This window comes from Bacillus sp. BPN334, from assembly GCF_008368885.1.
Classification (GTDB): domain Bacteria; phylum Bacillota; class Bacilli; order Bacillales; family Bacillaceae_G; genus Bacillus_A; species Bacillus_A wiedmannii.
In genome coordinates this window covers 1-14,148 of sequence record NZ_QOZW01000024.1, presented here as the reverse complement: position 1 = coordinate 14,148, position 14,148 = coordinate 1, and the positions used below count along the sequence as shown (strand labels likewise).

14 protein-coding genes, 20 tRNA genes, 1 rRNA gene and 2 riboswitches are annotated in these 14,148 nt (G+C 38.2%); of the genes, 2 read left to right on the top strand and 33 right to left on the bottom strand.

What is annotated here, in order from left to right; all coding sequences use genetic code 11:
- Positions 1-37: 37 nt before the first annotated feature.
- Genes thiD through tenA form a run of 10 tightly spaced genes read right to left on the bottom strand, consistent with a single transcriptional unit; the run spans position 38 to position 7,766 of the window.
- A complete protein-coding gene (gene thiD, locus DN393_RS29530; protein WP_098111380.1) occupies positions 38-859 on the bottom strand; it encodes a bifunctional hydroxymethylpyrimidine kinase/phosphomethylpyrimidine kinase in 822 nt (273 codons plus the stop codon).
- Between the two features lie 6 nt (positions 860-865).
- On the bottom strand, positions 866-1,885 hold the full coding sequence (gene thiF, locus DN393_RS29525; protein WP_064473923.1) for a thiazole biosynthesis adenylyltransferase ThiF: 1,020 nt from the start codon (positions 1,883-1,885) through the stop codon (positions 866-868).
- Positions 1,878-2,648 carry a thiazole synthase gene (gene thiG, locus DN393_RS29520; RefSeq protein ID WP_000931995.1) on the bottom strand — a complete coding sequence of 257 codons (771 nt, stop codon included), beginning with the start codon at positions 2,646-2,648 and terminating at the stop codon, positions 1,878-1,880. The genes thiF and thiG overlap by 8 nt, the downstream gene beginning before the upstream one ends.
- A gap of 2 nt (positions 2,649-2,650) precedes the next feature.
- On the bottom strand, positions 2,651-2,854 hold the full coding sequence (gene thiS, locus DN393_RS29515) for a sulfur carrier protein ThiS (RefSeq protein ID WP_098111382.1): 204 nt from the start codon (positions 2,852-2,854) through the stop codon (positions 2,651-2,653).
- Positions 2,855-2,869: 15 nt separating this feature from the next.
- Positions 2,870-3,979 carry a glycine oxidase ThiO gene (gene thiO / locus DN393_RS29510; RefSeq protein ID WP_149174196.1) on the bottom strand — a complete coding sequence of 370 codons (1,110 nt, stop codon included), beginning with the start codon at positions 3,977-3,979 and terminating at the stop codon, positions 2,870-2,872.
- Positions 3,972-4,592 carry a thiazole tautomerase TenI gene (tenI, locus tag DN393_RS29505; RefSeq protein ID WP_088047981.1) on the bottom strand — a complete coding sequence of 207 codons (621 nt, stop codon included), beginning with the start codon at positions 4,590-4,592 and terminating at the stop codon, positions 3,972-3,974. Before tenI ends, thiO begins: the two co-directional genes overlap by 8 nt.
- A gap of 10 nt (positions 4,593-4,602) precedes the next feature.
- Positions 4,603-5,604: an ABC transporter substrate-binding protein gene (locus DN393_RS29500; RefSeq protein ID WP_000670443.1), complete on the bottom strand. Its 1,002-nt coding sequence runs from the start codon at positions 5,602-5,604 to the stop codon at positions 4,603-4,605.
- On the bottom strand, positions 5,601-6,353 hold the full coding sequence (locus tag DN393_RS29495) for an ABC transporter permease (protein ID WP_064473931.1): 753 nt from the start codon (positions 6,351-6,353) through the stop codon (positions 5,601-5,603). Before DN393_RS29495 ends, DN393_RS29500 begins: the two co-directional genes overlap by 4 nt.
- Positions 6,353-7,102 carry an ABC transporter ATP-binding protein gene (locus DN393_RS29490; RefSeq protein WP_064473926.1) on the bottom strand — a complete coding sequence of 250 codons (750 nt, stop codon included), beginning with the start codon at positions 7,100-7,102 and terminating at the stop codon, positions 6,353-6,355. The genes DN393_RS29495 and DN393_RS29490 overlap by 1 nt, the downstream gene beginning before the upstream one ends.
- Positions 7,071-7,766 carry a thiaminase II gene (gene tenA / locus DN393_RS29485; RefSeq protein WP_000666826.1) on the bottom strand — a complete coding sequence of 232 codons (696 nt, stop codon included), beginning with the start codon at positions 7,764-7,766 and terminating at the stop codon, positions 7,071-7,073. Before tenA ends, DN393_RS29490 begins: the two co-directional genes overlap by 32 nt.
- A gap of 82 nt (positions 7,767-7,848) precedes the next feature.
- Positions 7,849-7,951, bottom strand: a riboswitch (TPP riboswitch).
- Between the two features lie 60 nt (positions 7,952-8,011).
- Positions 8,012-8,123: riboswitch (TPP riboswitch) on the bottom strand.
- A gap of 269 nt (positions 8,124-8,392) precedes the next feature.
- Here tenA and DN393_RS29480 point away from each other — a divergent pair.
- Positions 8,393-9,553 carry an SH3 domain-containing protein gene (locus tag DN393_RS29480; protein WP_088047985.1) on the top strand — a complete coding sequence of 387 codons (1,161 nt, stop codon included), beginning with the start codon at positions 8,393-8,395 and terminating at the stop codon, positions 9,551-9,553.
- A 5-nt stretch (positions 9,554-9,558) separates the two neighbouring features.
- Complete coding sequence (locus tag DN393_RS29475) at positions 9,559-9,897, top strand: hypothetical protein (RefSeq protein ID WP_001189486.1); 339 nt, start codon at positions 9,559-9,561, stop codon at positions 9,895-9,897.
- A gap of 241 nt (positions 9,898-10,138) precedes the next feature.
- On the opposite strand, the gene DN393_RS29470 is transcribed toward DN393_RS29475, so the two are convergent.
- The 23 genes from DN393_RS29470 to rrf form a co-directional block, all read right to left on the bottom strand.
- Positions 10,139-11,290, bottom strand: a complete 1,152-nt coding sequence (locus DN393_RS29470; protein WP_046956752.1) for a DUF3965 domain-containing protein — start codon at positions 11,288-11,290, stop codon at positions 10,139-10,141.
- A gap of 297 nt (positions 11,291-11,587) precedes the next feature.
- Positions 11,588-12,007 (bottom strand): CBS domain-containing protein, encoded by a 420-nt coding sequence (locus DN393_RS29465; RefSeq protein WP_000199001.1) that lies wholly within the window; start codon positions 12,005-12,007, stop codon positions 11,588-11,590.
- A gap of 129 nt (positions 12,008-12,136) precedes the next feature.
- Positions 12,137-12,208 (bottom strand) — tRNA-Glu (locus tag DN393_RS29460).
- A gap of 1 nt (position 12,209) precedes the next feature.
- Positions 12,210-12,284, bottom strand: a tRNA-Asn gene (locus DN393_RS29455).
- A 10-nt stretch (positions 12,285-12,294) separates the two neighbouring features.
- Positions 12,295-12,371 (bottom strand) — tRNA-Ile (locus DN393_RS29450).
- A gap of 10 nt (positions 12,372-12,381) precedes the next feature.
- Positions 12,382-12,452, bottom strand: a tRNA-Trp gene (locus DN393_RS29445).
- A gap of 6 nt (positions 12,453-12,458) precedes the next feature.
- Positions 12,459-12,531: transfer RNA gene (locus DN393_RS29440), tRNA-Thr, on the bottom strand.
- Between the two features lie 9 nt (positions 12,532-12,540).
- Positions 12,541-12,616, bottom strand: a tRNA-Phe gene (locus tag DN393_RS29435).
- An 8-nt stretch (positions 12,617-12,624) separates the two neighbouring features.
- Positions 12,625-12,700 (bottom strand) — tRNA-Asp (locus tag DN393_RS29430).
- A gap of 3 nt (positions 12,701-12,703) precedes the next feature.
- Positions 12,704-12,780 (bottom strand) — tRNA-Met (locus DN393_RS29425).
- Between the two features lie 23 nt (positions 12,781-12,803).
- Positions 12,804-12,896: transfer RNA gene (locus DN393_RS29420), tRNA-Ser, on the bottom strand.
- Between the two features lie 56 nt (positions 12,897-12,952).
- Positions 12,953-13,045: transfer RNA gene (locus DN393_RS29415), tRNA-Ser, on the bottom strand.
- Between the two features lie 20 nt (positions 13,046-13,065).
- A tRNA-Ala gene (locus DN393_RS29410) sits at positions 13,066-13,138 on the bottom strand.
- Positions 13,139-13,153: 15 nt separating this feature from the next.
- Positions 13,154-13,227 (bottom strand) — tRNA-Pro (locus tag DN393_RS29405).
- Positions 13,228-13,237: 10 nt separating this feature from the next.
- Positions 13,238-13,311: transfer RNA gene (locus DN393_RS29400), tRNA-Arg, on the bottom strand.
- Positions 13,312-13,314: 3 nt separating this feature from the next.
- Positions 13,315-13,403, bottom strand: a tRNA-Leu gene (locus DN393_RS29395).
- A 16-nt stretch (positions 13,404-13,419) separates the two neighbouring features.
- A tRNA-Gly gene (locus DN393_RS29390) sits at positions 13,420-13,494 on the bottom strand.
- 29 nt (positions 13,495-13,523) lie between these two features.
- A tRNA-Leu gene (locus DN393_RS29385) sits at positions 13,524-13,604 on the bottom strand.
- Positions 13,605-13,618: 14 nt separating this feature from the next.
- A tRNA-Lys gene (locus DN393_RS29380) sits at positions 13,619-13,694 on the bottom strand.
- Between the two features lie 4 nt (positions 13,695-13,698).
- A tRNA-Gln gene (locus tag DN393_RS29375) sits at positions 13,699-13,773 on the bottom strand.
- An 11-nt stretch (positions 13,774-13,784) separates the two neighbouring features.
- Positions 13,785-13,868 (bottom strand) — tRNA-Tyr (locus DN393_RS29370).
- A gap of 8 nt (positions 13,869-13,876) precedes the next feature.
- Positions 13,877-13,952 (bottom strand) — tRNA-Val (locus DN393_RS29365).
- 5 nt (positions 13,953-13,957) lie between these two features.
- Positions 13,958-14,073: ribosomal RNA gene (rrf, locus tag DN393_RS29360) — 5S ribosomal RNA — on the bottom strand.
- Positions 14,074-14,148 lie beyond the last annotated feature (75 nt).

Sequence of the window (14,148 nt, the reverse complement as noted above, 5' to 3'; positions counted from 1 at the left end):
CAAAAAAAGCCAGCTATACAACTGACTTTTTACTTACCTATGCTTGCGTTTTATTCAAATTATATGCAAAATGATTCGTCGGCCCATGACCACTTCCAATATTCAACGGCTCTTCAATTGCTATACTAATAAATCGTTTTGCTTCTTGAACTGCCTCTTCAATCGAGTATCCTTTCGCAAGTCCTGCAGTAACCGCTGAAGCAAATGTGCACCCACTTCCATGCGTTTGCTTTGAAGGAATTCGTTCACTTCTAAATTCAATAAATTGTTCACCATCAAAGAGTAAATCAATTACCTCATTACCTTGATATTCTGCATGTCCACCCTTCATAAGCACGTATTTCGCACCTAATTCATGCAGTACTTTCGCAGCTTCCTTACTATCTTCAACATTATGAATCTCCATCCCAGTTAACACTTCTGCCTCAGGAACATTCGGTGTTACAACGGTTGCTACTGGTAACAAATATTCTTTTAATGCTTGTACTGCTTCTTGTTGTAATAATGATGCACCGCCCTTAGCAATCATAACAGGGTCTAGCACAATATTATTCCAGCCAAATTTATTAATATATTCTGCTACAATTTGAATAATTTCACTGCTAAATAACATACCTAATTTCACAGCATCTGGTGTTAAATCCGTACCAATTGAATTCAGCTGTTCCGTAATGCCTTCTAACGGAACTGGATATACCCCTTGAACGCCAAGCGTGTTTTGAGCAGTAATTGCCGTAATAGTCGTCATCCCGTACACACCAAGCTCTTGGAATGTTTTTAAATCTGCTTGAATGCCGGCACCGCCGCCGCTATCAGATCCTGCAATTGTTAAAGCTTTATTTACTTTCATCCCACTCATCCTTTTCTATCCAAAATAGCGATGATAAATCGTTTTTGCTTCGCTTATATCTTTCGTTCCATGTACAAGTACACGTCCATCTTTGAAAGCAACTAATCTCTTTTCTTCCACAGAAAATGATAATAAATATGGATTTACATTTAAATCATTCACACGATCATTCAGCAGCTCTTTGTATCGTTCAAAATCCATTTCTTCTTTATGAGGTGGTCTAATTTGAACTGTATTTCTCCCGCATAAAACTGCTGTTTTCGATGTATTTTCTTTATTTAAATACGGGTATATCGCATTCTCTCCACACGAAGGACAATTATGCTTACGAAGCTTTTGCACATTCATACATGAGTATTCATTCTTCCATACATCAAACGATACAAGTCCATCTCGAAGTGACTCGTAATCTTCCACTAACAGTTTAAGAGCTTCCGTTACTTGATGAGAAACGACGAGAGATACAGCAGGAGATATAATGCCCGCTGTATCGCATGTCGCTCCGCCAAGCGGAATCGATTGTAATAAACAAGATAAACATGGCGTTTTACTAGGAAGAATTGTGTAAGAAAGGCCGTAACTCCCTACACATGCTCCGTAAATCCATGGAATAGAATACTTTTGCGCTATATCATTTACAATAAAACGTGTTTCAAAATTATCAGTTGCATCAATCATTACATCAACCTTTGTAACGAGTTCTTCTAATTCCTCAGCAGTTACATCTTGAACGAGAGCTTTTACTCTTACTTCACTATTAATTTCTTCTAGACGCTTTTTTGCCGCTACAGCCTTCGGTAGGTTATTCTCTACATCGCTCTCTGCATACAATTGTTGCCTTTGTAAATTACTCCAATCGACATAATCTCGGTCAACAATCGTTACTATGCCAACACCTGCTCTTACAAACATCTCTGCATTTGCACTACCTAATGCACCTGCACCGATAATGAGTACATGCTTTTCTCTTATCTTTCGTTGCCCCTCTTCTCCAATTGGAGAAAATAATTCTTGGCGAGAATATCGATTATTCAACTACGCTCATTCCTTCTAAAGGACTACTTGCTGTTGCACAACGCTTACGTGCAATACGCCCCGCTTCAAATCCTAATCGTCCTGCTTCAATACTTAATTTCATTGCTTGTGCCATTTTTATTGGATCTTTTGCTCCCGATACAGCAGTATTTAATAACACACCATCCGCTCCTAATTCCATCGCAAATGCCGCATCAGCTGGGCTACCGATACCAGCGTCAACGATAACTGGTACTGTCGCTTGTTCAATAATGAAGCTTAAATTTAACGGATTTACAATACCAAGCCCTGAACCGATTGGTGATGCTCCTGGCATAATTGCATGCACACCTAGTTCTTGTAATTTACGTGCTAATACAACATCATCAGATGTATACGGAAGTACGATAAATCCTTCTTCTAGTAACATTTCAGATGCCTTTAACGTTTCTACTGGATCAGGTAATAACGTTCTATCATCACCAATAACTTCTACTTTGATCATATCGCAAAGCCCCGAAGCTTTTGCTAATTTTGCAATACGAACAGCTTCTTCAGCATTTTTTGCTCCAGCTGTATTCGGTAATAACGTATATTTTTTCACATCAAGTTTCTCTAATAAATTAGGCTGCTTTGCATCAAATATATCCATACGACGTACTGCGAACGTTAAAACCTCAGCCTCAGATACATCAATTGCCTTTTGCTGTACATCAAAATCAGGGAATTTCCCTGTTCCTAATAAAAGTCTAGAATGAAATGAAAATGGTCCAATGTTTAACATAATCAACCGCCTCCTACGAAAGTTACAATCTCAATTTGGTCTCCATCAAAAACAGATGTATCTGTATGATCATCTTTTTGTAAAATATCTTTATTATGCTCTACTACTACAATTCTGTTATCTAACTCTAAATGCGTAAGTAGCTCAGCCACTGTTTTCACACTCTCTGGCACTTCAAGTTGGTTACCATTAATTTTTAAATTCAAACTTCCATCCCCTTTCTAAACTGTTTTAGAAAGCAATGAATCTAGCAAATGATTCTCCTGCTTTCCTTCTATTAAATCAGCCATATACTGACCAGAAACAGGACTTAATAAAATACCGTTTCGATAATGTCCAGTACAAGCATATAAACCTTTTATTTCTTCATGCTCTCCCATATAAGGAGCTTCGTGATTCGATTGAGGTCTTAACCCTGCCCATGCGCTTTCCCACTCTGCTTCTTTTAAAGCTGGCAATATTGTATACGCGCGCTCTAATATAGAAGTAATACTTTCTGGTTGCACTGTTTTATTAAACGTATGAGGCTTCATCGTTGCTCCAATTACGTAACGTCCACCACGCTTTGGGGCAATGTAAAATCTTTCTTGGAAAATAGGTGCCTTTAAAAGTGGTTTTCTACTTCTTACCGCTACTACTTCTCCTTTAACTGGATATGTACCCCATTCGCGGTGAAAATAACCTAGTAACTTCGTGCTCCATGAACCACCCGCAATCACAACTTTCTCGCACGCCATGATACCTTCGCTTGTAACAATCCCAGTCACTTTATTATTTTCAATACGAATATCAAACACTTCTGTCTGTTCATATATATCAGCACCCGAAATTGATGCGGAATGTGCGAATGCTTTCGTAAGCTCTGGTGCAATAACATGACCATCTTTTGGATAATATACAGCACCTATAATTGACTTAGATAGACACGGCTCTTTCTCTCGTAAACGATCTCCCATTAGAAAGTAAGAATCTTCACCTGTTTTCTGCTGCCACTCCATAATGTGAAGAATCCTTTCCTTCTCATCTTCATTTTGGGCAATGCGATAAATGCCTTTCTCTTCATACCCAATATCGATGCCTGTTTTTTCACGTAAAACTGCTGCAAGTTGTGGAAATATAGCACGGCTTTCTCTAGCAAGTTCAAATAACGGGTCATATGCATCCCATTCTGCCTGAACCCCGAGTAAACCAGCAGCTGCTTTCGAAGCTTCAGATGCAATCCTTTGCTTCTCTACAATCGCTACTTTATGTCCTCTTTCTGCTAGAAAATGTGCAACTGAACTACCGATTACACCACCGCCAATTATCGCTACATCATACTTCTTACACATGTTTTTCCGCCCACTTTCTTATTGATTCCTTATAAGATTTCGCTTTGCTATACGGGTTACTACTACTTATAATCCCAGACATAACAGCAATACCACTGACACCGTTAGTAAGAACATCCCCGATATTTTCCGTGGTAATTCCGCCAATTGCTGTAATCGGTATGGATAAACACTTTGCAATGCCTGAAACCTCTTCAAGCCCTCTCGCTGGCACACCTTTTTTACAATCTGTCGGAAATACATGACCATAGACGAGGGAATCCGCTCCATTCTTAAATGCATCGATCGCCTCTTCTAAAGAATGTACAGAATAGCCGACATGCAAATAAGAAAACTTTTCTTTCACTGACCTTACATTGGCGCTTCGATATCCGAGCTGCACGCGTGGAATGTTTAATAAAATAGCGATATCAATTCGATCATTTATCACTATTTTTGATGCCGGAAAGCCTTTCTTCAAAAGACTTTCCACACCTTCATACAAATCCTTCGTACTTTTCTCACGCTCACGAATATGCAAATAGTCAATCTCACTTTCAATTTGCATCGCTACATTCACTAACTCTTCGAATGACATGTGACCATTTGAGATTACATGAAGCTCATTTTTCATATTCATTCGCCTACTTTAAAATGTTTTCGAATAACTCATCGGCCGGAACGATTTCTTTCGTCATTCCTTTATCTTTCAGCCATTTATTTTGTTTTTCCCATGATTCTTTTGAATCTGATAAGAATGGCTCATCTTTCGTTTCCATTTTCTCTAATAAAATTTTCATACTTTCTTTTTCAACTTCTGGTACAAGTGGGAAGTTTTCTTTTTCTTGATGATTTAATAAAATATTTAATGCTTCATCTGGATTTTTCTTCATGAAATCATAGCCTTTTTTCGTACCACGTAAGAAGGCTTGTAACGCTTCTTTATCTTTTTTCAACGTTTTATCACCTGTTACAAATACAAGCTCATGATAATTCGGTACACCGTAATCAGCTGGATTAAAGTACGCCGGTTCATGACCTTCATGACGCATAACAGGTACTTCATGGTTAATGTATGCCCCTGTTACCGCATCCACTTTCTTCGTAATTAATGCCGGTACTAGATCAAAGCCAACATCGACTACTTTCACTGTATCTGGATTACCACCAGCTTCTTTTACCATCGTTTTTAAATACATCTCACTTAAAGGTGTTCCAGAATATCCAACTGTTTTCCCCTCTAAATCTTTTGGCGATTGAATGCCTGCTGATTTCAGCGATACAACATGATTTAATGGTGAACGTACGACAGCTCCAATTGATTTCACTGGAATTTGTTCATTTGCTTTTGCCATGACAACATCTGGCTGATAATATAAGCCAACCGTTACTTTTCCTGCAGCTGCTAAAGTTAATGGATCAGTCGGATTAGAAGGGAATTTTATATTCACCTTGACTCCTTCTTCTTTAAAGTATCCTTTTTCAATCGCCGCATAAATAAAGCTATGTACCGCATTTGGGTACCAATCAAGCATGACCGTTATTTCTTTTTCTTTTTTATTCTTATCTGACGCTGAATTACTAGAACATCCAGCGATCATTGCAACTAATAATGTCAACACAAAGATGCGTTTTAAAAATTTCATGAATACTTCCTCCAACTAATAAATTTCTTTTCTAATACTGAGATAAGTATGACGAAGAAAATAGCTAATAATGATAACAATACAATGGGTGCAAATACACCTGCTCCGTCTAACTGCGTCATCATTCTTTTACTGAAATATCCAAGCCCAGCTTGTGCACCGAGCCACTCACCGATTGCTGCCCCAATTACACTAAGCGGAACTGCAATTTTTAAAGCTGAGAAAAAATAAGGAAGAGCAGATGGTAACTTTAATTTAAGAAAAACATCTTTTTTCGTTGCCCCATACGTAACTAAGAGCTCCTCCCATTCTTTTTTCGTACTGCGTAGTCCATCATACGTATTGACCGCAATTGGGAAAAACGTAATTAAAACAGTAACAACAACCTTACTCCAGATCGTATATCCAAACCATAAAACGAAAAGCGGCGCAAGCGCTGTAATAGGAATCGTTTGTGAGGCAACTAATAATGGATAAAATGCTCTCTCCATCCAATTACTCGCATTCATTAACATCGCTAGCCCTACCCCAAGTACGATAGAAATAGCCACCCCTATTAAAACGACCGATAAGGTTGCCGGCAAATGAACCGTAAATAATATATCTTTTAGTTTCCATATCTTCATCAAAATTGCAGACGGTGACGGCAAAATGTACATTTCATCTACGATTCTTGCGCCTACTTCCCAAAAGGCAAGTAAAATACTAGAAAGTGTAAGGGCAGGTAATAGCTCCTTCAACCGGTTCATCATACGAGTACCTGCCTTTGTAACATACTAAGAAGCTCATTTTTAAGCGCTAACACTTCAGGCTTATATAAATCTTTTCTTGTTCGATTACGATCAAGCGGTACAACCCTCTCGGTTAAAGTAGTTATCGGTTGCTGCTCTACTACTAAAATTCGATTAGAAAGAAACAACGCTTCTTCCACATCATGAGTGATAAATAAAATTGTTTTTTCCCACTCTTTCCATTGTTCAAACAGCCATTCTTGCAAAGATGCCTTCGTTAAAGCGTCCAACGCGCTAAACGGTTCATCTAACAACAATATCTCCCCGCCTGTTAATAAAGTTCGAATAAAAGATACGCGTTGTCTCATACCACCAGATAAATCTTTCGGATATTTTGTCTCATACCCTTGTAAGCCAAATTTATGTAGCAGTTCCTTGGCCTTTATTTGTGCTTCTTTCTTCTGTACACCTTGACACTCTAGCGGCAGAGCAGCATTCTCAATAATCGTTCGCCACGGCAGGAGCATATCTTTTTGGGGCATATACCCTACAGGATGGCTCTTCGTTTCTGTCAGCTCTATCTGCCCAGTACTTACTTCTTCTAAACCTGTAATAAGGCGAAATAGAGTACTTTTCCCGCATCCACTCGGTCCGATAATACTTACAAACTCTTTATCTTGTATAGAAGCATTTAATTCATTGATGATTGGTTTCTCATCATAATGAAAAGAAACATTATGAAACTGTAGTATGTTCTTGCTCCTCAAATCCCCACATCTCCTTACGATAGGACATATCCCAGAATAAATATTCAAATCGACTGGAATATAGGAAAATCTCCTCTAATCGATCTAGCTCTTTTTCAGACTTTCCAACTGCCATTTCATTTAATAAATCGATTAACCAAATACAAAGGTTACCGTATTCTTCAGAACTATATCCTTGAATCCACTCACCAAAGAACTCATGATCTCTTGCTCCAGGAATATCATTTAAACGCTTTCCAATTTCCCAGTAGCTCCACATACATGGAAGAAGTGCTGCTATTAATTCCGCAAGTGTGCCATTTTGAGATACAGACATCATGTAATTTGTATAAGCTAAATTTTTAGCAGATGGCTTTGCAGACTCTATCTCCTCTATAGAAATTCCCAGTCTTTTTGCATATTGTTTATGGATTGTCATTTCTCCATTTAATATGCCATCAATTTGTTCAGCAAATTTCCCCATTACTTGTGGATTCGTTGCTTTTACAACACCAATCGCATATAGCTTTGCATAATCTAACAAATATAAATAATCTTGAATAATGTAATACTGAAACTTATCTTTTTCTAACGTGCCATCCCCCATACCTACTACAAACGGATGATTATGACTCATCTCCCAAACTGGTTGTACAGTTTCTAATAATCTATCGCAAAATTTCATTTCCCTATCCCCTTCCGGTATGTGTATTTAAATAAAAAACCACTTCTAAATAAGAAGTGGTTACAGCAAATAAAATTATAATTTATTCGTTGCTCCACTTCCCTTCGCTAGTATTACCTAGATCAGGTCTGTAAGGGTTAAGGATTATTCCTCTCTCAGCACAACAAGCACCCCTAGTGGTTTCAATATGAAATTTTCAAACAAAAAAGCCCCGTTTCTATACGCAAAGAAACGGGGACTTATTATTAGTGTCCGAATTGCTTCCCTACGCTAGCATAATCTAGATCAGGTAATGAAAAGGATCAAAGGCTTACGGCCTACTCTCAGCTGGCAACACCAGCTCTCCTAGCAAACTATGAAATTATCACTGTCAGTATAACATCGTAATAAGACATCATCAACTGTTTTAATTTTCTCAATTGTCAACAAAATAACAAAACTATATAATACTTATATTCTATCTTAGAAATTATTATCCTAATTAATTGAATAAAAAGGAATCATTATCCTCAAAAAATTTATTTTTATATTGATTTCATATTACATTTATGTGAATACACCCACTATATTATATCTTTATACTATAATAAAATTACAACTATACAACTAGAGGAGGTCTCTATTATATGAATATGAAAGCTACTGCTTTAACAGCAACTACTGTCGCAATTGCCTCTTTACTTCCTTCTATGGGAGAAACAAATGTACAAACAGCCAACGCTGAACAATTATCTAATGTGAAAACTGGATATGTCAAAGTCGATCAAGTAGCCTTACATACAAAAAATAACGCAAATAGCTCTTCAATTGATACAATTCGCTTTAATACGAAAGTAAACATACTTGAAACAACTAATGGCTGGTATAAAGTATCTGTTAATAATAAAGTAGGTTACGTACAAAAAGACGCTATTCTACTAAAAAACAAACTTCAATCTACTAATCAATACATCGTTAATGCCAATGCATTAAACGTTCGTTCTGAACCTAATTTAGAATCTTCAATTTTAGATGTATTACCAAATGGGAAATTCGTTACCATTCAAGAAGAACAAGGCGAGTGGTATAAAATTTTACATAATGGCAAAACAGGTTACGTACAAAAAGCATTCGTATCTAATGGTTCACAGCCTTTAGTAAAAGGCATCACAGTTCAAAATAATACGAAATACACAGTTGCAACACCTAAACTTAATGTACGTGGCAACGCTAGTACAAGTAGTGCACTACTTGGTTCATTACAAAATGGTACACAAATACAAGTAGTGGAAACTGTAGGAACTTGGTATAAAATTCGTTTTGGCACAGGATACGGATACGTAGCAAAACATTATGTGATGCAAAATCAATCACAATCACAAGCTCAAACGGCTCAACCTACTTCCATTCCAGCAGTTTTCAAATTCCCTACTCAAGGAAGAATTAGCTCAACCTTTGATATACGTTGGGAACAAATGCATTATGGTATAGATATTGCAGCTCAAGGTAATGTCTCTATCCAGGCGGCAGCTGCAGGTAAAGTTGTGAAATCATATTATTCAGCTAGCTATGGCAATGTTGTGTTCATCGCCCATCAAATAAACGGGAAATTATATACAACAGTCTATGCACACATGAAAGATCGCACTGTACAAGCTGGTGATCAAGTACAAGCTGGACAATTAGTAGGTCATATGGGCAACACAGGTCATTCATACGGGCAACATCTTCATTTTGAGTTACACAATGGAGAATGGAATTTTGAAAAAACAAATGCAGTAAACCCACTGCCATATTTAGTTAGGTAAATTGTATGCAACGCAATATCAATATACCTCTCTTAATTGAATACTTAGCCTTTTTAGGTTTAATCTGTTGTTTAATCATTTACAATACAAACACTGTATTTTTATCTATTATCATTGCTTTTGTTGCTTTAGAAATTATGATGGAATCCTTTCAAGTACAACTAAAACAAAAAATTGCCCATATATATAATGCCATCTTTCTATTAAGTGCCCTAATAACAAATATTATTAGTAATGGTTTTTATTTATCTACCGTATTTCCTGTATTCTTTATGGCTGTTTTATTATTCATAGCTAGATACATTCATGTTCCTAATACCAAAAAACACGAACAAGAAGCTTAGAAAGAGGAGACACTGTGTATCAATCTTTCAAAGATAATCCGCTAAAATATATATTGAATGTATACACCAAAATAAATACTTTTTTTGGTATACAAGGAAGCAATACAGCACAATTTATCCTTTATGGAATGTTATTTCTCGTCTTAATTACGTTCTCCTTGCTTTACTAATAAAAAAAGGATCTCACATAAACTTGAGATCCTTTTTAATTTATATAAATTTTTTATATAGAAAATGCTCTTTATCCACAAGCATATTTTTCATAAATAAAGCTAAGGTTATATTTTTTCTCTAAGCTCATTCTTTGTTCATCATCACACCAATAGAACAGAATATCATGAATTGTTGCATAACGTTTATTTTTAAGAAATAGTTTAAAGAATGATGGTAAACAATCATGTAATTGTATAAATATATAATTGCGTAATATTTCTTCTTTATATTCAATGCCTTTACAAATATACAGCAATTCTTCACAATAATATGCATGTTGTGGAACTTGAATCATTTCGAAAAATGGCACATATGATAATAACTTCCCGATAAAATGATCATATCGATCCATTATTCCTATCGTCATATGCTCCATCATTTCTTTCATTACATATAAATAATCATCTACATGAGTAGTCTTGAGTGGGTCTAATCGATCTGAAATTTGAGAAAGTACAGCTCTTTGACAAGCTAACACCGCTTGACTAGGTCCATAATATGATAGGAAATCTGTACACTTACGATATTTTCGTAATAAGTCATGTGTGTATAAGTCATACACAAACGTATTACAATACATCGCTAGACTCATCATATCACTATTTAATTGCTCTTTTGATAGTAATTTAGCTCTCTTACACATATAAAAGAATGTAAATTCCAATACTTCTTTATGAGATAATAAATGTTTACAATCCGTTATACATTTCTCATTAAATTTAACCCTATCCCAAATTTCTACATCCCCATCAGTCAATTCACCAATACGATATTTAATAATTAAATAGTTTAAAGCAACCGCTTGCGTCAACAGATCCCACGTTTCATATTCCAATGAAGTGTGAACAAACTCAGCTAGTCCTTGAGTTATCATAAAAGTATTTGCTTCTTCATACCAACCAATCTCTTGGCATAAGCGAAGAATACGTACTAGAGTTGGAATTTCATCTTTATGAAACTGCGGTAAATTCTTTACTTTATCCATTCCATATACGATAAATGCCGCTAAATTTTCTTCTTTATAAAATTCTTTTTCTTTCCACACTAATATAGTTCGTTCTTTCCCTTCACCTTTTGGATGACAAGGTACAAGCAAAGAAAATAATTCAGCGAAATTATTTGGTTCTATATATGTATCTGTAACCAAATTCCAATTTGGATCGCGCTGTACAGCCCTCATATAATTCCCCTTCCCTTTTGTCTACATAGGAAATATTAATCCATTATTACATCGTTAACAATAAATATTGTTATATTCGAAATCTTTCATAATACTTATATCTATCAGTATATCATTTTTTCTCTTATTTAAAATTAGGAATGACAAATTTTAAATAACTGTCGAAATTACTAACTGTATACTTATATTATATAATGTCTCAGATACATCATGCTAACATATTAGTTTAATCCATATATACTAGAATAATGCATCTGATTTTTATACGTAACTTATCCCACTAAGGAACGTCTCTCTTCATTCCGTATGCTCCGAAATTTCACTTAAAGCAAATCCCGCTTGATCATCTGCCGATTCTCTTATAGCTAAATCACCTAGTGCTAACATCCCAACGAGTTGACCACTCTCAACTACTGGTAATCGTCTAATTTGATACTGTGCCATTAACTCTGTAGCTTTTTCAATAGAATCATCTGGAGAAACTGAAACAATATTTGTTGTCATTACATTTGTAATTTTATTAGATCCAGGATGTTTCTCAGCAATCCCACGAACAACTAAATCTCGGTCCGTAACAAGCCCAACAACTTGCTCATTTTCAACAACTGGAATCAATCCAATCGATTCTTCTTTCATCTTTACAGCAGCCTCATATACGTTGTCTAGCGGTGTACAATGTACAACATGAGTACTCATAAAGTCTCTCACTCGTGTCATTTGTATCTCCTCCTTTTTATACATACCATAGCTTTTCCTAAATCCCTTTATTTATTTCAGGAAAATCAGTTGATAAAGGAGAATTCCACAAAATAAAAAAGAGTCAGCATATTGCTGACTCTTTTTTTATGACCCGTACGGGATTCGAACCCGTGTTACCGCCGTGAAAGGGCGGTGTCTTAACCACTTGACCAACGGGCCATGGCTCCGCAGGTAGGACTCGAACCTACGACCGATCGGTTAACAGCCGATAGCTCTACCACTGAGCTACTGCGGAATAATATATATGGTGGGCCTAAATGGACTCGAACCATCGACCTCACGCTTATCAGGCGTGCGCTCTAACCAGCTGAGCTATAGGCCCATATACTTTACAGGGGCAGTAGGAATCGAACCCACACTGGAGGTTTTGGAGACCTCAGTTCTACCTTTAAACTATGCCCCTAAAGGATGCCGACTAGAGGACTTGAACCCCCAACCTACTGATTACAAGTCAGTTGCTCTACCAATTGAGCTAAGTCGGCATAAAAAAATGGTGGCTCGGGACGGAATCGAACCGCCGACACGAGGATTTTCAGTCCTCTGCTCTACCGACTGAGCTACCGAGCCAACATAAATGGCGGTCCCGACCGGGGTCGAACCGGCGATCTCCTGCGTGACAGGCAGGCATGTTAACCACTACACCACGGGACCATTTGGTTGCGGGGACAGGATTTGAACCTGCGACCTTCGGGTTATGAGCCCGACGAGCTACCGTGCTGCTCCACCCCGCGACAATATAATGTTTTTTTAAAAATGGAGGAGGTAGAGGGATTCGAACCCCCGCGCGACTCTCGCCGCCTGTCGGTTTTCAAGACCGATCCCTTCAGCCGAACTTGGGTATACCTCCATGAAGGAAAAATAAAAATTTATTATTATATGTATCTAAACCATTTAAAAAGAAAATGGAGGAGGTAGAGGGATTCGAACCCCCGCGCGATTCTCACCGCCTGTCGGTTTTCAAGACCGATCCCTTCAGCCGAACTTGGGTATACCTCCGAGACATATAATAAATAAAGTGGAGCCTAGCGGGATCGAACCGCTGACCTCCTGCGTGCAAGGCAGGCGCTCTCCCAGCTGAGCTAAGGCCCCATGTTTTTGGGAATATCGGGAAGACAGGATTTGAACCTGCGACCCCCTGGTCCCAAACCAGGTGCTCTACCAAGCTGAGCCACTTCCCGTTAATAAAAGCGCGCCCGAGAGGAGTCGAACCCCTAACCTCTTGATCCGTAGTCAAACGCTCTATCCAATTGAGCTACGGGCGCATATGGTGCCGAGGGCGGGGGTCGAACCCGCACGGTGGTCACCCACCGCAGGATTTTAAGTCCTGTGCGTCTGCCTGTTCCGCCACCCCGGCATGTCATATTGAAAATTGGAGCGGAAGACGGGATTCGAACCCGCGACCCCAACCTTGGCAAGGTTGTATTCTACCACTGAACTACTTCCGCAAGACATGTTTGAGTTATTTTATTAAAAGTGCGGGTGAAGGGAGTCGAACCCCCACGCCAAAGGCGCTAGATCCTAAGTCTAGTGCGTCTGCCAATTCCGCCACACCCGCATATTTTGTTAAAATGGTGAGCCATGAAGGATTCGAACCTTCGACCCTCTGATTAAAAGTCAGATGCTCTACCAACTGAGCTAATGGCTCTTAATGGCTGGGCTAGCTGGATTCGAACCAGCGCATGACGGAGTCAAAGTCCGTTGCCTTACCGCTTGGCTATAGCCCATTAATTAAGAATGGTGGAGGGGGGCAGATTCGAACTGCCGAACCCGAAGGAGCGGATTTACAGTCCGCCGCGTTTAGCCACTTCGCTACCCCTCCGACATATATGGTGGAGGATGACGGGATCGAACCGCCGACCCCCTGCTTGTAAGGCAGGTGCTCTCCCAGCTGAGCTAATCCTCCATTTTGCCTGGCAACGTCCTACTCTCACAGGGACAAGGTCCCAACTACCATCGGCGCTAGAGAGCTTAACTTCCGTGTTCGGTATGGGAACGGGTGTGGCCTCTCTGCCATCATTACCAGACTGTATTCATTTAAGACAAGAATCATTTTAACTTATTCAAATTTTAAAGTCAATAAGTTTTTTATATTCTTTCAA